The sequence below is a fragment of the Thermodesulfobium sp. genome (assembly GCF_053498235.1).
The window spans coordinates 1-22,673 of sequence record NZ_JBRCUV010000010.1 but is presented as its reverse complement, the minus strand read 5'-3'; the positions used below and the strand labels follow the sequence as shown (position 1 = coordinate 22,673).

General features: G+C 34.2%; 25 protein-coding genes and 1 tRNA gene. 14 read left to right on the top strand and 12 right to left on the bottom strand.

What is annotated here, in order from left to right; translation table 11 throughout:
• Positions 1 to 87 precede the first annotated feature (87 nt).
• Positions 88 to 285 (bottom strand): exodeoxyribonuclease VII small subunit, encoded by a 198-nt coding sequence (gene xseB, locus ACWIUX_RS00830; protein WP_448588821.1) that lies wholly within the window; start codon positions 283 to 285, stop codon positions 88 to 90.
• Positions 278 to 1,660, bottom strand: coding sequence for an exodeoxyribonuclease VII large subunit (gene xseA, locus ACWIUX_RS00825; protein WP_448588848.1), 1,383 nt, complete (start codon positions 1,658 to 1,660; stop codon positions 278 to 280). Before xseA ends, xseB begins: the two co-directional genes overlap by 8 nt.
• 86 nt (positions 1,661 to 1,746) lie before the next feature.
• Here xseA and pckA point away from each other — a divergent pair, with 86 nt between their 5' ends.
• Positions 1,747 to 3,264 (top strand): phosphoenolpyruvate carboxykinase (ATP), encoded by a 1,518-nt coding sequence (gene pckA / locus ACWIUX_RS00820; RefSeq protein ID WP_448588820.1) that lies wholly within the window; start codon positions 1,747 to 1,749, stop codon positions 3,262 to 3,264.
• The gene (locus ACWIUX_RS00815) at positions 3,233 to 3,709 is read left to right on the top strand and encodes a pilus assembly FimT family protein (protein WP_448588819.1); all 477 of its coding nucleotides are present in this window, start codon (positions 3,233 to 3,235) and stop codon (positions 3,707 to 3,709) included. Before pckA ends, ACWIUX_RS00815 begins: the two co-directional genes overlap by 32 nt.
• On the opposite strand, the gene ACWIUX_RS00810 is transcribed toward ACWIUX_RS00815, so the two are convergent.
• From ACWIUX_RS00810 to ACWIUX_RS00785, 6 genes are all read right to left on the bottom strand, one after another.
• Positions 3,702 to 4,289, bottom strand: coding sequence for a hypothetical protein (locus ACWIUX_RS00810; RefSeq protein ID WP_448588818.1), 588 nt, complete (start codon positions 4,287 to 4,289; stop codon positions 3,702 to 3,704). The two genes, ACWIUX_RS00815 and ACWIUX_RS00810, sit on opposite strands and share 8 nt — an antisense overlap.
• Positions 4,277 to 4,531: an FmdB family zinc ribbon protein gene (locus ACWIUX_RS00805; protein WP_448588817.1), complete on the bottom strand. Its 255-nt coding sequence runs from the start codon at positions 4,529 to 4,531 to the stop codon at positions 4,277 to 4,279. Before ACWIUX_RS00805 ends, ACWIUX_RS00810 begins: the two co-directional genes overlap by 13 nt.
• A 5-nt stretch (positions 4,532 to 4,536) precedes the next feature.
• Positions 4,537 to 5,406 (bottom strand): fructose 1,6-bisphosphatase, encoded by an 870-nt coding sequence (locus ACWIUX_RS00800; protein WP_448588816.1) that lies wholly within the window; start codon positions 5,404 to 5,406, stop codon positions 4,537 to 4,539.
• Between the two features lie 55 nt (positions 5,407 to 5,461).
• Positions 5,462 to 6,796 carry an SH3 domain-containing protein gene (locus tag ACWIUX_RS00795; RefSeq protein ID WP_448588815.1) on the bottom strand — a complete coding sequence of 445 codons (1,335 nt, stop codon included), beginning with the start codon at positions 6,794 to 6,796 and terminating at the stop codon, positions 5,462 to 5,464.
• 5 nt (positions 6,797 to 6,801) lie between these two features.
• Complete coding sequence (locus tag ACWIUX_RS00790) at positions 6,802 to 7,716, bottom strand: NAD(P)/FAD-dependent oxidoreductase (RefSeq protein ID WP_448588814.1); 915 nt, start codon at positions 7,714 to 7,716, stop codon at positions 6,802 to 6,804.
• An 81-nt stretch (positions 7,717 to 7,797) separates the two neighbouring features.
• Positions 7,798 to 8,808 (bottom strand): peptidoglycan DD-metalloendopeptidase family protein, encoded by a 1,011-nt coding sequence (locus ACWIUX_RS00785; RefSeq protein WP_448588813.1) that lies wholly within the window; start codon positions 8,806 to 8,808, stop codon positions 7,798 to 7,800.
• 65 nt (positions 8,809 to 8,873) lie between these two features.
• Here ACWIUX_RS00785 and ACWIUX_RS00780 point away from each other — a divergent pair.
• The 11 genes from ACWIUX_RS00780 to ACWIUX_RS00730 all read left to right on the top strand — a co-directional run bounded on the left by ACWIUX_RS00780 (position 8,874) and on the right by ACWIUX_RS00730 (position 16,986).
• Positions 8,874 to 8,950 (top strand) — tRNA-Arg (locus ACWIUX_RS00780).
• A gap of 329 nt (positions 8,951 to 9,279) precedes the next feature.
• Positions 9,280 to 9,657 carry an ArsR/SmtB family transcription factor gene (locus ACWIUX_RS00775; RefSeq protein ID WP_448588812.1) on the top strand — a complete coding sequence of 126 codons (378 nt, stop codon included), beginning with the start codon at positions 9,280 to 9,282 and terminating at the stop codon, positions 9,655 to 9,657.
• 22 nt (positions 9,658 to 9,679) lie between these two features.
• Positions 9,680 to 9,931 carry a sulfurtransferase TusA family protein gene (locus ACWIUX_RS00770; protein ID WP_108308647.1) on the top strand — a complete coding sequence of 84 codons (252 nt, stop codon included), beginning with the start codon at positions 9,680 to 9,682 and terminating at the stop codon, positions 9,929 to 9,931.
• Position 9,932: 1 nt separating this feature from the next.
• A complete protein-coding gene (locus ACWIUX_RS00765; RefSeq protein ID WP_448588811.1) occupies positions 9,933 to 10,322 on the top strand; it encodes a hydrogenase iron-sulfur subunit in 390 nt (129 codons plus the stop codon).
• Between the two features lie 23 nt (positions 10,323 to 10,345).
• Positions 10,346 to 12,931, top strand: a complete 2,586-nt coding sequence (locus ACWIUX_RS00760) for an FAD-dependent oxidoreductase (protein ID WP_448588810.1) — start codon at positions 10,346 to 10,348, stop codon at positions 12,929 to 12,931.
• Positions 12,928 to 14,649 carry a CoB--CoM heterodisulfide reductase iron-sulfur subunit A family protein gene (locus tag ACWIUX_RS00755; protein ID WP_448588809.1) on the top strand — a complete coding sequence of 574 codons (1,722 nt, stop codon included), beginning with the start codon at positions 12,928 to 12,930 and terminating at the stop codon, positions 14,647 to 14,649. The genes ACWIUX_RS00760 and ACWIUX_RS00755 overlap by 4 nt, the downstream gene beginning before the upstream one ends.
• On the top strand, positions 14,649 to 14,891 hold the full coding sequence (locus ACWIUX_RS00750) for a winged helix-turn-helix domain-containing protein (protein WP_448588808.1): 243 nt from the start codon (positions 14,649 to 14,651) through the stop codon (positions 14,889 to 14,891). The genes ACWIUX_RS00755 and ACWIUX_RS00750 overlap by 1 nt, the downstream gene beginning before the upstream one ends.
• Position 14,892: 1 nt before the next feature.
• Positions 14,893 to 15,195: a 4Fe-4S dicluster domain-containing protein gene (locus tag ACWIUX_RS00745; RefSeq protein ID WP_448588807.1), complete on the top strand. Its 303-nt coding sequence runs from the start codon at positions 14,893 to 14,895 to the stop codon at positions 15,193 to 15,195.
• A 5-nt stretch (positions 15,196 to 15,200) separates the two neighbouring features.
• Positions 15,201 to 16,163 (top strand): (Fe-S)-binding protein, encoded by a 963-nt coding sequence (locus ACWIUX_RS00740; RefSeq protein ID WP_448588806.1) that lies wholly within the window; start codon positions 15,201 to 15,203, stop codon positions 16,161 to 16,163.
• Between the two features lie 25 nt (positions 16,164 to 16,188).
• A complete protein-coding gene (locus ACWIUX_RS00735) occupies positions 16,189 to 16,551 on the top strand; it encodes a DsrE family protein (protein ID WP_448588805.1) in 363 nt (120 codons plus the stop codon).
• Between the two features lie 60 nt (positions 16,552 to 16,611).
• Positions 16,612 to 16,986, top strand: a complete 375-nt coding sequence (locus ACWIUX_RS00730; RefSeq protein WP_448588804.1) for a DsrE family protein — start codon at positions 16,612 to 16,614, stop codon at positions 16,984 to 16,986.
• A gap of 54 nt (positions 16,987 to 17,040) precedes the next feature.
• On the opposite strand, the gene ACWIUX_RS00725 is transcribed toward ACWIUX_RS00730, so the two are convergent.
• Positions 17,041 to 18,210, bottom strand: a complete 1,170-nt coding sequence (locus tag ACWIUX_RS00725) for an iron-containing alcohol dehydrogenase (protein WP_448588803.1) — start codon at positions 18,208 to 18,210, stop codon at positions 17,041 to 17,043.
• A gap of 244 nt (positions 18,211 to 18,454) precedes the next feature.
• Here ACWIUX_RS00725 and ACWIUX_RS00720 point away from each other — a divergent pair, with 244 nt between their 5' ends.
• Complete coding sequence (locus ACWIUX_RS00720; RefSeq protein WP_448588802.1) at positions 18,455 to 19,225, top strand: COG4705 family protein; 771 nt, start codon at positions 18,455 to 18,457, stop codon at positions 19,223 to 19,225.
• A gap of 26 nt (positions 19,226 to 19,251) precedes the next feature.
• Here the strand turns inward: ACWIUX_RS00720 and ACWIUX_RS00715 are convergent, their stop codons facing one another.
• The 3 genes from ACWIUX_RS00715 to ACWIUX_RS00705 form a co-directional block, all read right to left on the bottom strand.
• Positions 19,252 to 20,349, bottom strand: a complete 1,098-nt coding sequence (locus ACWIUX_RS00715; RefSeq protein WP_448588801.1) for a geranylgeranyl reductase family protein — start codon at positions 20,347 to 20,349, stop codon at positions 19,252 to 19,254.
• Between the two features lie 160 nt (positions 20,350 to 20,509).
• Entirely contained in the window at positions 20,510 to 21,376 is an 867-nt protein-coding gene (locus ACWIUX_RS00710; RefSeq protein ID WP_448588847.1) for a carbon-nitrogen hydrolase, read from the bottom strand.
• A 79-nt stretch (positions 21,377 to 21,455) separates the two neighbouring features.
• Complete coding sequence (locus ACWIUX_RS00705; protein WP_448588800.1) at positions 21,456 to 22,472, bottom strand: agmatine deiminase family protein; 1,017 nt, start codon at positions 22,470 to 22,472, stop codon at positions 21,456 to 21,458.
• Positions 22,473 to 22,673 lie beyond the last annotated feature (201 nt).

The following is a 22,673-nucleotide window of genomic DNA, read 5'->3' as shown; positions in this document are numbered from 1 at the left end:
AGAACTAACAACGATAATATCACAGAAATAGATTATTAGTTCTAATAAATATTTATATATTAAGAAAGTTTTTTTATACACTTCCACTTAAGAGTTTATTTCGTTAAAGATACTTTGCAATTCATCTTCTGTTTTTTTTAGTTTACTTTTACAGATATTTACAAGAAACAATGCCCTTTTAACAATCTCAGAGAGTTCATCCATATCAATTTCATCGGATTCAATCCTTGCAACTATAGAGTTTAATTCATTTAAAGCTTCCTTATAACTAATATCCTCATTCATCACCTCTAACCTTCCTTTCTACAACGCTAAATACGTCAAAATTTAAAAAGTGTGTCAATATTTTCGAACCCTCTTCAACGTCTTCATACTTTTTAATTATTTTTCCGTTTAAAGTTGTGATCGAAAACCCCTTTTTCAAGATTTCCCTTGGATCTTTTAATTTTACTTCTTTTTCAATGTTGATTATTGTTTTAATGCTTTTTTGTAATATTTCTATCGAGCAACTTCTTAATTTGTACTCGCTTCTTTCCAAAAAAGAGTATTCATTTTTTACTCTTTCTTTCAATTTGGAAAAGATATTAAAAAGAATTTTATCGTTTTTTCTCTTTTCTAAATCAATTCTCCTAAACAGTTCAGGGAAAATTCTATTACCTATAAAGTTAATATTTGATTTTGAGGTATTCAAATTCTCAAGTACTTTTTCTTTTATTCTAAGGGATATATTTTCTAAAGCTCTTGCCTCGCTTTTTAGTCTAGCAGAGCTAAGATTAAAGATCTTATGCAGTGCATCTGTTAAATAGTCGTCAAAAGCCTCAACGGCGTTTATCAAAAAGTGAGCTACAGCAGTCGGATTTTTGAATCCTTTATAAGCTACGTAATCTAAAACAGTCTTGTCCCTATCATGTCCTATACCAACAAGTACCGGAATAGGAAATTGTGAAATCTTCTTTGCAAGATCATAGCTATTAAAACAGTCCAATTCCCCTACCGATCCTCCTCCTCTTACAATAACTACAACTTCAAAATTGCCACATTCAATTATTTCATCTAGGGATTTTATTATAGAGGTTTCTACATCCTTTCCTTGCATAACGGAATAAAACAATCTTAAATTAAAACGATAGCCTTTATCGTTATACATTAGATGGTTTACAAAATCTTCATAACCAGCAGCACTCTTAGATGATATTAAAGCAATATTTTGAGGAACAATCGGAAACTCAAGCCTTTTGTTTAGTTCAAGCAACCCCTCACTTTCAAGCCTATTTAATATTTGACTCTTCCTTAATTGCATTTCTCCAATTGTATAGGACGGATCAATGTTTAAGATATTTAAAGTTAGGCCATAAGATGGATGATAGCTAACTTTTACTTTTGCTAGGATTTTCATCCCCTCAGACAACTTCTCGCCTACAATTGTCTCAAAAACATCAAGTATGAATTTCTTATCATTCCAGATTACTGCACGGTTCTTTGCAATTACCTGATCGTCTTTTTTTTCGATTAATTCGATATTTGTAAATCCGCCTGCGTTATAAATAATTCTCGATATCTCAGAAACCAAAAGAACATCGCCTTCAAAGTTTTCTTTAATAACTTTTTGTATTAATAAATTTAGTTCATATAAAGTAAGCGCTTTGCAATTCTGGGTCATCAATTTATCTACCCTCACTTTTTTTATAATTTTAAAACAATTGTGCTAAAATTAAATCGGTTATTTAGAATACAAGGGGTGACAAATTGAAAGCGACTTTTGACTTTATTCCAAAAAACGTAAGAAGTATTAAGAAGAATCTTAGCGTTCCAGAACTAATCGAAATAGCCATCAAGAACGGTGAGGGGGTTTTAACAAGTGATGGTTCTCTTTGTGTAAAAACAGGAAAGTTTACCGGTAGGTCACCAAATGACAGGTTTATAGTTTACGATGACGTAACAAAGGACACCGTAGATTGGGGAAAGGTAAACCTACCTTTACCAGAAGAAAACTATAAAATAATTAAATCAAAAGCTTTGGCATATATGCAAAATAAAGACATTTTGGAATTTAGTGGTTGCATAGGATCAGACCCAGATTATCAGTTTAACGTTCACGTATTTTGCGAGTACGCATTTTCAGCCCTCTTTTCAAAATTTTTATTTATTAACAATGAGAACAAAACAGATAAAACATATATAGTGTACGTATTACCAGGCTTTGCTGTTGATCCAAAAACAGACAAGACTAATTCTGATGCTGCAATAATTCTCAATTTTAAAGAGAAAACAATAATTATTTCTGGTAGTATGTATTGCGGGGAAATAAAAAAGGCAATCTTTACCAGTATGAATTATTTTTTGCCAGAACTAGAAGTCCTACCTATGCACTGCAGCGCGAATATTGGAAAAAACAATGACGTTGCGCTTTTCTTTGGACTTTCAGGCACTGGAAAAACCACGCTTTCCAACGATGTTGAAAGAAGATTGATTGGTGACGATGAACACGGATGGTCGGATAATGGTATTTTCAATTTTGAAGGGGGTTGTTATGCAAAGTGTATCAACCTATCCCCTGAAAATGAGCCTGTAATTTATAATTCAATTAAATTTGGTAGTTTGCTAGAAAACGTTATCCTTAATAAAGACAGAATTCCAGACTATACAGACTCGTCTATTACAGAGAATACAAGAGCCGCATACCCTATGAAAGCAGTCAGCATAGCCAATGACAAGCTCTATGGACCACATCCAAAATGTATTATATTCCTTACTGCCGATGCCTTTGGCGTAATGCCACCTGTTGCAAAGCTAAGTCCAGAAGAAGCCAAAAATTTCTTTCTTTGCGGATATACAAGCAAATTGGCTGGGACAGAAAGAGGAATAATCGAGCCTCAAGCAACGTTTTCACCATGTTTTGGAGCTCCCTTCATGCCTAGAAAGCCAATAGAGTATGCCTCATTGTTGGAAAAGAAAATAAGACAACATAATGTAAGAATATATCTCTTAAATACGGGTTGGATTTCAGGACCATTTGGTATCGGAAAAAGAATAGACATTAAGACCACAAGAAAAATAGTAAAACATATCATTGAAGGCACAATTGAAAATTCACATTTCATAAAAGATAGTTACTTTAATCTAACTATACCCGAATACTTAGATGGAATTAATCCAGAAATCCTTAATCCAATCAATTGCTGGGAAAATAAAGAAAATTACAAACAAAAGGCTATTGAATTAGCAAAAAGGATTGAAGAACAGATTAAAAAGCACAAAGAATAATAATGGCATAACATTTTTTGAAGTTTTAGTTTCTATATTTGTTGTTCTAATCTTATTATTTAACATAGCTCCTAATTATTTAGAAGACATTACTCTAAATTGGCAGTTAGAAAATCAAGCGAATTTAATTGCTCAAAATCTTAGAATCATAAGAAATTCAGCGTTTAATGGTCAAACATACTCACTACTTTTTGATATTGGACAAAATGCATATTATGTGTTGTCCGATGACGGCAAAACATCTTCAAAATACGTGCTACCAAACAATATAACACTAAAAAAGGCTTATTGCGGAACATCCAACAGATGTAGTTTTAGCGTTCACGGAGTTCCAAAAGAAGGCGGCGGGAAAGTTTCTCTTATTGCTAAAAAGATTAACAAAGAAATAGACATCGTAATCGGCACAGCAACCGGAAGAATATGGATTAACAAAAACGTTAATTGAGTTCTATAGATACGTTAGGCAACCACATAATTGGTATCTTCCAAATGTGAACTACAGAGTTCTCAGCTGATAGCTGTTTTGTATTTATGTTATAAGAAATTTTGCTAGCACTAATAGGGCTACCTAGAGCAACCCCATCTATATCCTGTAAATCAAGGATAAATCCTGTAGTAGTTTTTTCAAGCTTTGCATCTCTCCCAGAAAAGAAGAAATCCTTGCCTTCCACAAGAACTTCGCCATTTGTCTGTCCCCTTTTTTCAAATGGGTTATATTCTAATTCTCTAGTATAGATATTAAAACTTTTATTATAGATGTGAACGTTATTGTTCAAAATAACATTCGTCTTTCCAAGAGAAAAAAGATCGCCAAAATTTAATTTCCCTAACCCCCCACCTCCGCAATCAACTTTTAAGCCATCATAGTTAAAGCTTATAACATCCTTTGGGGTTAACTTTTGCTTTTCTAAGTCAAAATATTGTCTCTTATTGGAAATCTCAAGATTGTTAGCATAAAAAATTATTAAAAAAGCTATAGCAAAAACCGCTAGAATTAAAATAAAATTTCTATTTAAAAACCACAAGAGCTACAATCTCCTCCTGAGCAGTTGGCACAAGAAGAGCTTGATGGAGAAGAACTAATTTCAATTGAACTATCCGCTTTATCAGAAGACTTAACCCTTGAAACCATTGGTCTTGAGATGACCCTCTTAACATTCATGGAATTGCATTTTGGGCAGTTTACTACCTCATCCTTTTTGTCAACGCTTCTTAAAAGAGTAAAAACATTATTGCACTCACCACATTTATACTCGTAAAAAGGCATTATAATTACCTCCTATATTTGTAATTTTCATAGTTTCTTTCATAAAACTTAGTCCTTAAATAATCGTAAAAAGAGTTGTCAAACAGATCGAGAGGGCCATAGAGTTTGCCATTTTGAACGCTAAAGCCTATAGCCAATGATTTTGGAAAATCGAATACATTTGACGTATCGTAAAAAGTAACAGGTAAGATATCTCTAGATAAAATATCCAAAATGAAATTCAAGGGATAATATGGCTTAGAAACTCTCCATACTGATACACTAGAATCTTCTAACGATGCCATTAAAGGTTGTGAATTTTGATATAAGACAGATTCAACATAAAAGTCTGAACCTGTTCTTTTTATTTCTTCTGCCAACTCAAAGAGTTCTTCAAATTGATTGTAAGATTTTGCCTGGGCTCCAAATCTTAAATTAATAGTAAACACAAGATCGCTGTTCGACAAAAAATCTTTAACCTTTGAAAAAGGATCAAATAACAAATTTAAAATCCTCATATTATGAAGTTTAACATCAATATTGGTAGCAAAAAATATCAATATAGATTCATTCTTTCTCTCTGTAAAAGAGAAATTTCTAAACTGTTTAAGAGTGTCTTTCTCAAAGGCAAAGCTGCACTCACATTTCTCTAGATTTTCTATTGCACCGTAAACTATACTATCAACATCGCCTTTCTCTTTAAACCTCTCGGCGTCAGACAACAGTATTATCGATACTTTATTCGAAAGCGTCAAAACGTTATAGTCCAAAATTTCCTTTTTACTAACCAATTCTGAAAGAAAACACTCTAATTTCTCAATAACAACAGGGTGAACGCTCACGTTGTCCACATAGCCTGAAACGCAAAATTTTATAAAATCTAATCTAATTTTCATGAAAGGCTCCTAATCCCTTTATACAAGAAAACATTTAGAATCAGTAGCATAACGTTTACTTTTCCAAGTTATACCTGGTAATTCCAGAAGGTCCACCAATCCAAAGCGTGTTGTCATATACTGCAAGCGCTTTAATATCGTTATCTAGTAAACCATCTGCCTTTGTAAGTTTACTAAAATCACCTGTCGATTCGTTGTATATTAAAACTCCCTTTGGAGTCATCATGAATACCTTGCCATTTTGATATACAAAACCCACTATAGAGTCCGAGTAAATCTTTGGGACATAATAGTCTTTAAATTTATTATCTTTTCTAATATAATGCACTACTCCATAACCTGTTATGAAAGAGGATTGATCCTGAAATATACTAAACCATGCGCCATCATCGGTTACAATTCCCTGTTCTATCCACGGATAAGACGTTATCCCTGGTGGGTAATCAGCTGGAAGATAATTGATCCACTTATGGGATTTCTTATCATAAATATTTAGCGCGCACGATATATTCAATCCTAACATATTCGTTTCTCTTGAAACAGCATAAATCTTGTCTTTATCGCCCAAGATCAGAGTAAAAGCGCCCATTATTATATGATCTTTTCCAGAATAAGGGGTAATCTTATTCGTTTTAAGATCCATCTTGTACAAACCTGTTTCAGTTCCAACCCATAGGTCATTAGAGTCCATATAAATACTTAGAACTGAACTAAAAGCATGATAATCCTTCTCAGGGAAAGAGGCTACTAGCTTGGGTACTTTAAGATCCCAAAGTTCGATACCATTTTTACCACCAAGCCAAAAATAAGAATCGCCTTGATAAAAAACGGTATTGTAATCAAATTTTGAATCCAGATCAACCCACTTTTTATTCTTCAGATACATAAGTTTCCTTTTATTTTCTCCATTTTGAAAAAGGGCATAAACGTTGTCCTTATCAAAATAAAACTTTTCAACTTGGTATCCTAATGGATAGCCATCATTATAAGGTATAACGTTTGATGCAGATTGGATTAAAAAAATTCCAAAACTCGTTGCTGCCCAAACGTCATTCCCATTTTGAACACCAAGAGCCTTAATATCCTTCAACTTATCAAAGGTAATTATAGAACCAGGTGCTTCCTTGTTAAGCGCTACAAAATAACCTATAACCCATCCCTCTGAGTTGTCCTGAAACTTTACTTTATACCAGTCTCCCTGTTTAGCAATCGATTGAATTGGGGTGGTCTGATTTATTATTTTGATAATCTTAAAATTTGTACCTGGCCCTTCTCTGACAGGTATGTTATTTCCAACTAAATTCCCATCAGGAGCAAAGGCCGCATATGCATTGGCAAACAACAAACTCCAAAATACTAAAAACAAAAGAACTTTCTTAATATTGTTCATTTTAATCATTTCCTATCCTTTCTGTTACGTATTTCGTGGATAATCCCAAGAGCAGCGATAGCACCCTCTCCTACAGCAGTTGAAACTTGATATGGCTCTCCTGTACAATCTCCTGCTGCATATATTCCTGGAATATTAGTTTTCATTGATCTGTCAACTATAACCGCCTTTGTCTTTTCATCTATTTCAAGACCTAAAAACCTTGCTATATCGATAGAACCCATATTTCCTAAAGCAAAGAAAACGCCATCAGAAGCTATAATCTCGTTATTATCCAGCAAAATGCCACTAACCTTTTCATTATCGCCAACTACCTCTAGAACTTTACCTGTGACTAAGTTGACGTTGTTTAGTTTTAGTTTATTTATAAAATTCTCAGACATGTCAAATTTTTTATCATGAGAAACTACTGTTATTTTTGAAGCAAATGGCACAAGGTCTAACGCCTCTTTGGCAGCCAGATCCTTGTTCCCTATTACTACGACAGGTCTGTCTTTATAAAAAAACCCATCACAGGTACTGCAATATGAAACACCTTTGCCAATATACTCAACCTCATTTTTTATGCCAGAAGGCTTTACGCTTAATCCCATAGCCAAGACTAAGAAATCCCCTTCAAAGTGATTTTCCCTGTTAGTTTCAACGTAAAAACCACCATTCTCGGAAAAATTAGCCGCAATTACCTCTTCTTCCACAATAGACGCCCCAAATTTTTTTGCCTGGGCAACTGATCTTTCCTTAAATTCTTTTCCCGAAATGCCCTCTGGAAAGCCCAAATAGTTTTCAATCTTGTGAGCCCAAGACGCCCTTGAACCATCTGGCAATCCCAGCACGAGAGTCGAAAGATTAGCCCTTGACGCGTAAACTGCAGCCGACAAACCAGCTGGTCCAGCTCCTAAAATAATCACATCATATCTCAAAGGTACATACCTCCAAACAGTAATTTAATCATTATAAACTATGTTTTAGATAATAAATATTATAAAATTTTTTTTGAATTATTACCTGGGCAAATAGTTTAAAGGATTTACATACCTTCCATCTACTTTAACTTCGAAAAGCACGTGCGGACCGGTAGACCAACCAGTACTTCCAGCATAAGCAATTACTTGACCTTGACTTACTCTTTGACCTACAGATACAACTATAGAACTATTATGAGAATATGAGGTGCTAATACCATCACCATGGTCAATCGTTACAATTTCACCATAACCATGTTCCCAACCAGCATAAGTTACTATACCTCTATCTGCAGCTCTAACTGGAGTACCATAAGGAACTCCTATGTCGATTCCAGTGTGAAATTCTGGAGTGCCAAAAATAGGATGAATCCTCCATCCAAAACCAGATGTTATTGGACCATTTACAGGCCATATAAAATCTCCAGGAAATCCCCTACCTCTATAAGCAAGGGCTACACGTTCGTATTTGTTGCTGTTGTCACTCGATGTCCACTTGTTTTCTACCTCAGATACCACATCAAGTCCAGGTATAAATATATCCTGTCCTATTTGAAGTTCTTGAGGATTCGGTATATTATTGGATTTCAAAATTCTTTCTTCACTTACACCATAAATGTCGCAAATCTCACTTAAAGTGTCACCTGGCTGAACGGTATACACAACTCCGTTCATGTTAGGAATTTTCAATTTTTGACCAATTTTAAGATAGCTATCATCCCTAATATCGTTAAGGAGCTTTATAGTTTGATAGTTAACGTTAAATTTTTTAGCGATGCCTTCAAGCGTGTCACCTGGCTGAACGCTGTATTCCTGAATATAAAATTTCTGCTCATCTGAAGCTACTTTGCTACTCGCTTGAACAGCAGTTCCCTGAACTACAGGACTTGCAATCTTAATATTCTCTTGATTTGTGCTCGCGCAGTTTGTAATGATTAACCCCCCAACAATTAGAGGAACAACGGGGAAAAAGTAACAAATTTCTTTTTTGTAACGCGATAAAAAATGTCTAACGGTGCAAAACCTGAATTTTTTAAAAAGATTACCCAATAATACCACCTCACACTTCAAAAAATTTAGTACAGTTAAAAATTTATGATATAATCAAATACGTTGTGCCCGTAGCTCAGTTGGATAGAGCGTTGGACTACGAATCCAAAGGTCACAGGTTCGAATCCTGTCGGGCACGCCACTCAGAGCTTTCTTTTACCTTAGAAATCTTTCTCTCTTTTTGACCTCCCTAGTTATAGCCCTTAACCCTTAGTCCCATTTAAAAGCTTTTTAAAAGCTAGATCATTTTCATTAGATTTAAATTAAAACAAACGAAAACAATCTTAAAGTATATTTTTTTTAACCGAATATGTCAAACTTTATTGTCATAAAAACATTTATTTTATTGTCAATAATGCGCGCCAATTCCTATTTTAAAGTAACACGACATATCAAAATTCTAATTAAAGATGTTGACAAAATTAAGAGAAAAGTATATACTTAATTTCGAATTTTCGAATATATAAAACTATGAAAGAGGTGAAAAAAGTCAACCTACTTCAGCTATTCGAAGCGCATGCAGAGCTTTGCAAAAGCCTTTCTAATCCAAAAAGGCTAATGATTATAGCAATGCTTACTGAAGGGGAGGCAAGCGTAACGGAAATTTCAAAAACAATCGATGCAAGACCTTCTACAGTAAGTCAACACTTAGCCTTACTCAGATCACACAACTTAGTTAGTACAAGAAAAGAAGGCAAAACAATTTATTATTCGCTTTCAGACAAAAGGCTTGGAGATGCTTGTAACCTAATCAGACAAATTCTTTACGAAATTATGAAAAAGCACGGCAATTTTGCAAAAGAGATGAGTTTAGAAAGCAATTTTCTCTGTTTTAAAGTAAAAAAATAAATTAAATTTCAGGAGGTTTGAAATGAGTTTAGATTTAAAAAATTTGAAAGTAGACAAAACAGTAGATGCAAGAGGAAGCGCCTGTCCAGGGCCATTACTTGCAGCTAAAAGAGAAATAGTATCTATCCCTATTGGTGGAATTATGGAAGTTCTATCCTCCGATGAAGGCACAAATGAGGATTTACCGTTATGGGCAGAAAAGGTTGGACACGAATTTCTGGGCACTGTTGAAGAGGCCGGATATTGGAAACTTTATGTGAAAAGAGGAAAATAAGGTGTCTAATAACCCAAAGATCTTAGTTTTTTCTACAAATAATATCTCAGATCCGGGTATTGACCTTGCTGGTGCCTCACACATGGATTATCCGGAATCCGTTAAAGTGATATCAGTACCATGTTCTAGCGGTATAAGTCCAAAATGGATTTTAAATGCCATAAAAAGCGGTTTTGACGGTGTATTTATAGCTGCAGATGGTACAGATTGTCCATATTTAACAGATTGCACCGATAGAACCGCAAAAATAGTTGAAAAATCTCAAGAACTCCTTACAGCCAATAACCTCGATCCCAGAAGAGTAAAGATGGCTGCAATATGCTCAGTTTGTGCTGAATCCTTTGTCTTGCATATCAAAAAGTTTCATAAAGCACTAAGTGAGTTAAATTAATTAATGATTACAAGGAGTTAACGGTGAGTGACTATAAAAAATTTGACGCTTTAGTTATTGGTGGGGGAATTGCGGGAATGGAATCATCCATCTTGCTTGCCGATATGGGGTTCAAAGTTCTTCTTGTAGAAAAGGAGTCTAGCATAGGCGGCAAGATGATATTGCTTAGCAAAGTATTCCCTACTCTCGACTGTTCCAGTTGTATATCTACTCCTAAAATGGCTGCTACAGCAGCTCACAAAAATATTACGATATTAAATTACAGCGAAGTTGAAGAGATAAAAAGAGAAAACAATTCGTTTGTCGCCAAAGTGCTTAAAAGAGCTTCTTTTGTAGACCCATCAAAGTGTACAGGTTGTGGACAGTGTGAACTAGCTTGCACTGTCCCTCTACTAGATCAGTTCAATTGTGACCTGGTACCAAGAAGGGCAGCATACATCGCATTTCCTCAAGCAGTGCCAAAGAAAGCTGTAATAGAAAGATTTGGCACATCTCCATGCACCTTTGTCTGTCCTGTTGGCGTAAAAGCTCACGGGTTAGTTTCACTATCAAGATCTGGAAAATTCGAAGAAGCATATCAATTACATCTTGAAGACTCTCCTTTGGTTGGAACTCTTAGCAGGATTTGCTCTGCTCCGTGCGAAAAAAGATGTACCAGAAATCAATTAGAAGGATCTATCCCTATTAGAAATATCAAAAGGTATATTGCTGACAAACACTTTGAAAACTTTCCTACACCCCAAAAGGTAGAACCGAAAAATCTATCAGATAAAAGGGTTGCAATTGTTGGCTCTGGCCCATCAGGCCTTAGCGCAGCATATTATCTTGCAAAAAGGGGCTACAGGATTACTATTTTTGAATCCTCAAATAAATTGGGAGGTAAACTTCGATTAATACCGGATTATCTACTTCCCAAAAGCCTTTTAGAAAGAGATATTGAAGAGATAACATCATATCAGAATGTTGAAGTAAAACTTAACACCAAGGTATCCTCTCTGAAAGAATTAAAAGATGACGGATTTGATGTAGTTTTATTGTCAACAGGTACTAGGTATGAGGAAAGTGATTATCCTGAATCCTTAAAGCAAAAGAACGTCATAGATGCAATAAAATTTTTAGAAAACAGCGATCTTCACAAGAATTTAGAGTTCAAAAATGTCGTAGTAATTGGTGGGAACAATATTGCAATGCACTGTGCCAGGGTAGCTCTTAGATACAAGGCAAATGTTTCTATTCATTTTGAAAAAGATAGAATTGACATGAGTGCATCAAAGAAAGAAATTGATGACGCCATAAATGAGGGAGCAAAACTAGTTCTTAACTCACAACTCGACAAATTAGAGAGTGTAGATATTATAGTCTATTCAGCAGATCCAAAACCTAACTTGTCATTTTTAGATAGATCAGAATTAGAGTCACCTTCATTGGAGGCAAACGAATTTCAACAGACCCAAATACCCTGGGTATTCGCTTGTGGAGATGTCGTTCATGGACATTCAAACATTCTAAAGGCTATTTCAACTGCCAAAAAGGCTGCCTTTTATGCAGATCTATTCTTGAAGAACATAGATTTAAATTCAGCGAAATTTGATGACAGACTACCTGCTGTAAAGCCAAATGAAATAAAGGAACGCTATAATTCGAACTTTCCAAAGCACATGAAGTTTTTGCCTCATTTAAGAACTAAAGAGCTTAATTTTGAAGAAATAGAGCAAACAATACCTGAAGAAGATGTAAAAAGATATGCTACAGGTTGCCTAGACTGTGGCGGATGCAGCGAATGCCACCAGTGCGTGAACATTTGTCCTGCTAACGCAATAGACTTTTCAATTAGAGACGTAAGATATGAAGTAAAAGTAGATACTGTAATTGTTTCTACAGGATTCAAATTGTTTAACGCAAGCAAAAAGGAAATATTTGGTTTTGGTAGATTTCCAAATGTCATAGATGCCATGCAAATGGATAGAATACTTGCTCCAACCAGGCCATACAACGCTGTAATAAGACCGTCAGACGGCAAGGTACCATCAAACATTGCTATGATCTTGTGCGTGGGCTCTCGTGACAGAAAAATAAACAACAATATATGTTCAAGAGTTTGTTGCATGTACTCTTTGAAACAGGCACAACTTATAATGGGTGCTTTACCTACAGCAGATTTAACAATTTATTACATCGATATAAGAGCCTTCGGAAAAGGATATGAAGAGTTTTATAACCAGGCGAAAGAAATGGGGATAAGGTTCGTAAAGGGAAAGGTAGCACGAATAGAAGAAGACGAAGAAAACAACCTTAATCTATTTTATGAGGATATCGAGGAAGACGGCCATGTAAAGGTTGCAAATCATGATTTGGTAATACTGTCAGTTGGATTGCTCTCAAATTCATCTGCCTTTGACCCATTCAAAGAACTAAAGCTTGAGTCTGACGAGCACATGTTCGTTAAAGAAATAGACGAAAACGTAGAACCTGCCAAAACATCAATAGATGGAATATTTGTAGCAGGAACATCTGCCTCTATAAAGGATATCCCCGATTCTGTCATACACGCAGGAGCTGCTGCAGCTCAAGCAGCTGGATATATTACTAAAATGAGGAGGGGGCTATGAGCAATAGAATTGGAGTTTTTATATGTTATTGTGGCGGCAACATATCAGATTATGTAGACGTAGAAAGAGTAAAAGATGCAGTAGCAAACGATGAGGGCGTTGCATATGCAAAAACTAATATGTTTACGTGCTCTGATAGCGCTCAAACAGAAATGATAGAAGCCATAAAAGAAAAAAACCTTGATGGAATCGTAATAGCTTCATGCTCTCCAAAGCTTCACTTAAAAACTTTTCAAAATATGGCACAGAGGGCTGGGCTAAATCCCTATCAGTATACTCAGGTAAATATCAGAGAGCAATGCTCATGGGCTCACACTCACAATAAAGAAGCTGCTACTGAAAAAGCAATTGATTTGGTCAGAGCAGGTATAGCAAAGACTAGAAATTCGATTCCCTTGACACCCTTAAGGGTAAATACTGTAAATCAGGCTCTAATAATTGGTGGTGGTATATCTGGATTAAGATGTGCTTTAGCGCTCTCTGAAATGGGAATTTTTGCTCATGTAATAGAAAAGGAATCAAAAATAGGAGGAAATCTAAACGATATAGGGCTGGTCTTTCCTGATAAGAAAAACGGATATGAATTAATAGATGAGCTCGCAAATGAAATTAAAAAGAGAGATAACATAAAGATCTACACAAATGCAAGATTAACAAAGAAACAAGGAAGTGTTGGCAATTTTGAATGCGAGATAGTGTCAAAAGAGGAGAGGTTAACCCTAAACGTTGGTTCAATAATTCTTACAACAGGTTTTAGGCCGTATACTCCACAAAAGGATGAATTTGGTTACGGACATCCAAACGTAATAACATTAGTCGACTTTAAGAAATTATTATCAGATAGTTTAAAAAAAGACGAGCTAATTTTCAATGGACAAAAGATTAGAGAAATAGCTTATATTTACTGCGTTGGATCTAGAGAAACTACTAAAGAAAACGGTAACAAATATTGTTCAAGGTACTGTTGCAGCGCTGTAAATTTTGCATCCCTCTTAGCCTTCGATATTGACCCCAAATTGAAGCAGTATCACATTTATAGAGATATAAGAACCTACGGTAAGTATGAAGAATACTATGAGGAAAATCTTAGACGAGGAGCTCTTTATTTTAAATATGATGAAGAAAGCCCTCCAGACATAAGCCTTAAAGGCGAAAGAATTAAAATCTTATTAAAGGATAAATTAATAGCAAAGGAAGAAATTCTAATTCCATGTGACTTACTGGTACTAGTAAATGGCATGGTAGCAAATGAGAATCTAGAACTAAACGATATCCTAAAAACTCCTATTGGCAAAGATAAATTTTATAACGAGATACATCCAAAACTTAGACCAGTAGAAACTGTAATAGACGGAATATTTATAGCAGGGACATCACAAGGACCAAAAAATATCGCAGAAAGCGTAGCAAGCTCAATGGCTGCTGCATCAAAGACGGCATCTCTTCTTATTAAGGGGTATGTAGATATAGAGCCAACTGTTGCGCATGTAATTGAAGAAAGGTGCACTGGCTGCAAGCTTTGTGAAGGCTCATGTCCATACGAAGCGATATCCTTCATAACTAAGAATGATAAATTAGCAGCAAATGTAAACCCAGCTATTTGCAAGGGGTGCGGTGGCTGCGTTCCAGATTGTCCTGAAGATGCCCTCGAGGTTCTAGGTTATACCCATTCTCAGATAAATTCCATGATAAACTCTATGCTTTTGGAGGCAAAATAATGTTAAAAAAATCAATTAGGCCACCTATACAGGTTATAAAAAGTGAAATGTTTTTTCACGAAAAGATAGCCTCTTTACTCAAAAGCGGGCCCAAAACAATCCCAGAAATTTCAAAAGAATTAAATATACCCAGTTATGAAGTCACTATGCACCTAATGGCAATGAGAAGGTACAACCTTGTGGAAGAGCTCCCAAAAAAGAGACGTGATGATTACTATAAATACGCTCTCAAGGAGAAATAATATGATAAAGGTTAATTCTGGTTTAATAGATAAAATTAAAATTAATGAGAATTTTAACGCATCTGTATGTTTCAATTGTGGAACTTGCTCAGCACTTTGTCCAGTGGGTTTTGACATTTTACCCAGAAAACTTTTTAGATATGTCCTTTTAGGAGACGAAGAAAAGATTCTTGAGAACACAGATCAAATATTTTCATGTCTTTTATGTAGAATGTGCGAAGAGCAATGCCCTCATGAAGTGAATATAACAGAAAACATAAGATTTATCAGAAACTATCTTGCCAAGAGCAAGCTTGGAGTGTGAAGAAGATGAGCAAAGTAGGAGCTGTATTAGGAATTCTTAATGATAATTTTGAAAAGAGAAAAACTGTATTTAGCGTTTCCAAAAAAAGCTTAACCTCATGGGCAAGGGATTTAAACATAAAGAAGGGCACAGAAACGATAATCTATACGGGTCACATGTATCAACTGATGCCTATAACAAAATCTGCAACAACTCTATACGAAAACCTTGAAGAATCGTCCTTGATGAACTTAGCACCTTTGGGCAGATTTGTTAACAGGTTTATTGACCTCTCTTCAATGTCAAAATATGCAGTAAAACCTGATAAAAACGAAGAAGAAAGGGCAAATAGTTGTCTTAAAAATATTTATAAGCTTTTAAAATATGCAGGTGTAGATGCTGGATATCTGTATGAAGATGAGCTTTATGTTGGTACACTTTTATACGATAACGGCATAGAAGAGCCACTAATAAATCAGGCAAAAATGCTTAACAAAATTCTTAAAAACAATAATGTAAAGAATATAATTACTGTTGACCCTCACACCACTCATATGTTAAGAAATGTTTATAAAAAAATCCTGCCAGAATTTGATTACAACGTAAAACACTATATTGAAGTGTTATTCGAGAAAAAAATTAAACCTCAAAACAAATTAGATATGACAGTAGCTATTCACGATTCATGTGTTCTCGCCAGATATGAAGAAGTAATAGAAGAGCCGAGAACCCTTCTAAATAATGCAGGAATAAACTATGTAGAACCAGAACTTTCAAGAAAGCTCACTCACTGTTGCGGCGGTCCAATCGAGTCACTTTTCCCAAAAAAGGCAAAAGAAATAGCAGCCAAAAGAGCAAACGATTTATTGTCCTGCTCAAATACAGTAGTTACAATGTGCCCTATTTGTCTTTTAAATCTAAAAGAAAGTACACCTTTAAAGGATAATTTTCTGGATCTTTCTGAAATTTTAGTTAAGTCATATTTATAAAAAAAATATTACGAGGAGGGAATAAATGAGCGAAAAGATAGTCATCACTTTATCAAGTGGACCAGAAAACCCTGAAAAGGCAACCCTTGCATACGTTATGGCTAATGCAGCACTTGCAATGGACGCTGAGGTTCTAATGGTTCTTCAATCAAATGGGGTATACACAGTAACAAAGGGAGTTTACGAACACATAAAAGCACCAGGACATGATCCGATAAAAAAACACGTAGAAACGTTTCTTTCAAACGGGGGGAAATTCTATGTTTGTATCCCCTGCTGTCAGGAAAGAGACATATCCCAAGATCAAATCCTTGAAGGTTGCGAAATGGCTAAGTCTGGCAAAGCAATGAAAGCCATATTAGAAGCAAAAACCACATTAAACTATTAAATTCTAAAATAAATATTTTTGTAAACAATTCGAAGTTAAATTTAAGGAGGACACTATAAGATGAGCGAAGAAAAAAAAGAAAAAGTAATAATTATGTCAACCACTGGGCCAGAAAACCCTGAAAAGGCAACCCTTGCATACGTTATGGCTAATGCAGCACTTGCAATGGACGCTGAGGTTATAGTTTGCCTCCAGGCAGATGGAGTATATACAGTAACAAAGGGAGTTTACGAACACATAAAAGCACCAGGACATGATCCGATAAAAAAACATGTAGAAACGTTTCTTTCAAACGGCGGAAAAATATTCCTCTGCATCCCTTGTTGCGAAGAAAGAAATATTACAAAAGAAATGATAGTAGAAGGCTGTGAGCTAACAAAAGCAGGAAAGGCAATCAAAGAAATATTGGGAGCAAATGTAGTATTAAACTATTAAATTATAAAGCCCCGCCTCTAAGATTATTTTTAGAAGTGGGGCTCTTTGTGAGTTTTACAAGCACATCCTATATATCTTCTCAATATCTTCTTCAGTCAAGGGCTTAAATCCGTTCAAAACTTTACCCCTGCAAGCTTTGTGTGCCATAGTCTTGAAATTCTTATCATCGATACCAATTTCATGAAGTGTACTTTTTAAGTTTAATTTATTAAAAAAGAAGTCACTTAATAAAGATATTGCTTTTCTTGCAATATCCATATCGGGCAGTTTAGGATCGATACCAAAAACATTAACTCCAAACTTTTTAAATTGCGAGACGTTCGATTCATCCAAAATATACTCCATCCAACGAGGCGTAATTATAGCAAGGCCTAAACCATGAGTAATATCATAAAAGGCAGAGAGTTCATGCTCCATTGCATGACAGGGAGCATGAAATTCGCCGCCTGTTTGAAGAAACCCATTGAGAGCCCAAGTGGATGCCCACATTAAATTTGCCCTTGCTTGGTAGTTTGTCGGTTCCTGAATAGCAATTGGAGTATATTTTATAACAGTCTTTATAACATCTTCCATAACGCGTTCTACCATATCCATTTTCTCTGATTTGTTAAAATAAAATATATCGAAAACATGAGACAAAATGTCTGCACTTCCGCATGCAGTCTGATATGGACTTACAGAAAAGGTATTTGTAGGATCAAGAAAGGAGACCTTCGGCTGAAGAAGAGGATGCATAAGACCGTATTTTTCATTTGTTTGTAGGTTACTAATAACTGCTCCTGAATCCATTTCAGATCCTGTAGCAGACAATGTTAAAACTGTGCAAACAGGTAAAGCTTTTGTAACAGGCGCCTTATGTGTCACAAGATCCCAACTGTCACCATCATAAAATGTTGCCGCTGCAATTACCTTTGTGCAGTCTATTGTAGAACCTCCCCCGACAGCAAGCAGTACATCAATTTTTTCCTTTTTACAGATGTCAGCACCCTTATTAACCGTTGTATGTCGAGGGTTAGGCTCTATGCCCGATAACTCAAAAACTGTAAGATTAGCCTTTTTCAACTCATCAATAACCTTGTCATAAAGACCAATCTTTTTAATTGCACCGCCTCCATAAGTAAGGAGGACTCTTGTCCCAAATTGTTTAACTTCCTCTCCAAGATGAGAAAGCTGATTATCCCCAAAATAAACTTTTGTTGTGTTCTGAAATACAAAATTGTACATAGCTAAAACCTCCTAATTATTATAAGTATAATTATAAGTTTTACAATTAAAATTATCTATATAGAAACTAGCAGCAATCAATCATATCTTCAGTATAAACTAAATATCAAAAATAAGTAATTAAATTAAATTTTATAGCCAACTTAAAATATAATGATTTTTTAAAAGACCTTTAATTCTACTTTAACTCTTAAGGTGTATTATTTTTCACTAAAATGTTTTTAAAGCTCTACAAAAGCAAAATATGAGTAAAAATATAAGAAATATACATATTAATGAAAACAATCTTCTAAAAGTGCCGAAAATAACTATCTATTTTTGGATTGCAAAACTTATCTCTACAGCTATGGGAGAAGCTACCTCAGATTATTTGGTTTTTCATACAAACCCATATTTGGCTGTAATTACTTGCGGTCTAATTTTTGCAGCTTCAATATGGCTTCAAATGAAAAGCAATAGATATTTCGCACACTATTATTGGTTTGCAGTAATAATGGTTAGTATATTTGGTACCCAAATAGCTGATGTAATACATGTAGTTTTGGGTGTTCCATATAGTTTTTCAACTCTATTTTTTCTGATAGCACTAATTCTAACTTTAGCTGTATGGAATTTCAAAGAGAAAACTCTTTCTATACACAGCATATATACGCCACGGCGCGAGGCATTTTACTGGGCAACCATAGTCATAACGTTTGCGCTTGGAACAGCAGCCGGAGATATGACTGCTTTCACGCTTAATCTTGGATATTTTGAATCAGGTTTGCTTTTTGCAGTAATATTTTTTATTCCGATAATCGCGTATTTTATGTTCGATCTGAATGAAATAGCTTCATTCTGGATTGCATATATAATGACCAGACCCCTTGGAGCTTCTTTTGCCGATTGGGCAGACAAACCAACAAAATTTGGTGGCCTTGGTTTTGGTTCTTTTACAGTTAGTGTGGTGTTAACTGCGGCCATTCTAATGGTAATAATATTTTTGAGTGTTTACAAGGTTGACAATCCTGGTTAAATTTCTTATTTTTTTACATATCACACTTATTCATGGATGAACTTTAACAGTCTATCCTTAAACAAGAACAATATAATCAAGAGGAAAAATTTTATAACAAGTCTAAACTTTGTACCAAAAATAAGATTCCTGTATATCCTTCTTCTTTTTAAATTAGAAACTATATTTTGAATCAAAGAGTTATAGTTAACCTCAGCAAAAAGTTTATTTTTCTCAGACATCAAAATAGCCTCGGCTGACATCTGACCAGTTTTAACTGCGTAGTATATCCCCTCGCCCGTTATAGGATCTACGAATCCAGCAGCATCACCAACTAATAATATATTGTCGAAACCGAATCTATTTGAGATCCAACCTGTAGGAATTAGATGAGCATTAAAAATTTTTGGCGCATCAAGACCTATTGAATTTAAAAAATTCTTAAACTGTTTTTTTATCAACCCTTTATTCTTACTTATCAGCGCACCAATTCCTACCAAAGTTCTTTTTTTATTGGGAAAAACCCATCCATAGCCGAACTTTGTAAATCCAAAATAGATAGATGCCCTATCAGTAGTAAATTCGTAATTATAAATCTCCATAGCAAGTGTTAGGTTGTCTTTGTATTCTTTATCAACTAAAATGCCTTTCTTTATCAGACAGCCTCTAATAACACTGTTTACCCCATCGCTAGCAATTATATATCTTCCCTTAAAAATATTGCTGTTCGTAAAGACCAACAAATTTTTAATGTCTATGTCAATTACTTTTGTTTTGCTAAAAAAATTAACACCACTATCTAGAGCCCTTTTTAAAATAGCAAAATCAAACTTTTTCCTGTCAACATAAATAAATAACTTTTTTGAAAATGCCGACAAAATTTTTTGTTTAGCGTAAAAGATTTCAAATTTATTTGAAGAAAACTCTATTAAGTCAGGTTCAAAAAAATCATTTCCAAATGTAGATTTAATTAGTTTATAAGACTTTTCTGTGAGTAAGCCTCCACAAAGTTTGTCTCTAGGAAATTGCTCTTTATCAATTAGCGCTACCTTCAAGCCGTGCTTTGCCAACAAAAATGCAGCTGTAGCCCCAGATGGGCCTGAACCGCAGATAACTACATCAAATTCTAAAATTGTTTTTGCCATATGAGCTATGATTATAAGATAAAAGTTAAGGGAATAAAATATTGCGACACTCCTCAAAAATAACTATAGTAACGCGAGCATCTTGCTCGCGAAAGTTTTTCTTATTTTTCGAAATTATTAATTGTATTAATTTTTAAAATAAATAAAATCTTTAACAAGTTTATGTATCTATAAAACATCTACTAATTTCAGCATAATCTTTATATCTTCTATCTCTAAAAAATGGCCAAGTTCTTCTAATTTTTTCGCTTTGATTTAAATCGACATCTACGAATAATATCTGTTCTGTATACCCTGCTTTCTCAATAAATTCTCCTTGAGGACCACAAACAAAACTATTTCCCCAAAATTTTATTTTTTGTTTATTATCTGATTCTAAACCAACTCTATTGACTGATATTACAGGGAGAGAATTCGCAATTGCATGGGATCTTTGAATTGTAAGCCAAGAGTCTAACTGTTTGTTCTGCTCTAATTTACTATCTTTTCCATCAAATCCTATTGCTGTTGGATAAATTAGCATTTGAGCTCCTTTAAGTGCCATAATTCTAGCCGCTTCTGGAAACCACTGATCCCAGCAGATTAAAATCCCTATTTTACCTAAACTACAATTTATTGGTTCAAAACCTAGGTCTCCTGGTGTAAAATAAAATTTTTCAAAGTATCCTGGATCATCTGGAATATGCATTTTCCTATATTTCCCGGCTATACTTCCGTCCTTATCGAAAAGTATTACACTATTATGATATATGCCTTGAGTTCTTTTTTCAAAGTAAGGAAAAACTATTGCAATGTTGTTTGAAAAGGCTAAATTGCTGAAGTGTTTTATAATTTTCGAGTTATCTTCAAGAGCAAGATCGAAATTTTTCTGCTCATAAGAAATACAAAAATATCTACACAAAAACAACTCCGAGAAAACTATGATATCTACATTTTTTTTTGCAGCTTCAAGAATAATTTTTTCAGATTGTGAAATATTCTCATCAATCGTAAAATTACAATTTTTTTGTACCAGACATACTTTAATATTCAACTTTCAATACCTCCTAATATGAAACTATTTCAACAAAATGATGTTTTAACTTTAAGCCTTGATTTTAGATATATTATTGCCCTAAAAAGCCATGCGGTATATTGTTTGTTGCACAATGTAAAGACCCACCTTGAGTAACCAAGATTCTAGAATCAATTGGTATTACTAACTTATCAGAAAATATTTTCTCAAAAATGTCTATAGCGTGCTCATCTTCTTTTGAGCAATATATTGGAACAAAAACTGCGTTATTAAAAATAAAGAAATTAGTATAGGTAGCAGGTAAAAAATTCCCCTTTTTATCTCTAATTTCAGGTAAGAACAAAGGAATCAAATCAAATTGTTTACCGTTATGGTTTCTAAAATTACTGAGTTCTTTTTCCATTAAATTAAGTTCATTGTAATATGGATAATTGGGATTTAAATGTTTTGAATAAACTATAACATCTTTGTTCGCAAACTTTGCTAACATATCAATATGAGAATCAGTATGATCGCCCATGAGCTTTCCATATTTAAGCCACAAAATTTTTTTATGTTCAAAAATACTTGAAAATAATTTTTCAATAGTTTCTTTTGAATATTGAGGATTTCTATTTTTATTTAGCAAGCAACTTTGCGTTGTTAAGATAACCCCTTCAGAATTGTGATCAATACTACCGCCTTCTAGTACAAAATTTATGTTTCTCTTTTCAACATTTTTTCCAAATATTCCCGATAAAAACAATTTGTCGTTCAATTCGTTGTCAAATTCAAAATTAAATCTATTACCCCAACCATTAAATTTGAAATTTAAAAAGACGTAATTATTATTTTTCTTAATGAAAATTGGTCCATTATCTCTTATCCATGTATCGTTGGTTTTAGCTTGTAAAAAAATTAAGTTGTCATAATTTAAGTCCAATTCATTTTGAAAATCCATGTTTTCTGGAATTATTAAAATTACCTTTCCAAACTTAACAAATTGCTCTACTAATTTATGATAAAATAAGCGAACCTTTAGTAAATTGTAATTCCAATCGGTCTTTTCATGAGGATAAATAAGTATTACAGCGTCCTGTTTTTCCCATTCTGCTATTAATGTACTCAAATACAAACCTCCAACTAATATATTATATATTTTTTAACTTCATATATAATTATTACTATGGTAGATAAAAAAGAAAAAATTAATAAAGATATAAGTAAAGAAATCTTAGAATTACAATCTCATATTAACAAATTGCAACTCAGAATTGAAAACTTAAAAAGCGAATATTTTTCTCTCAAAAACAAATTGTTATTCTTTTAT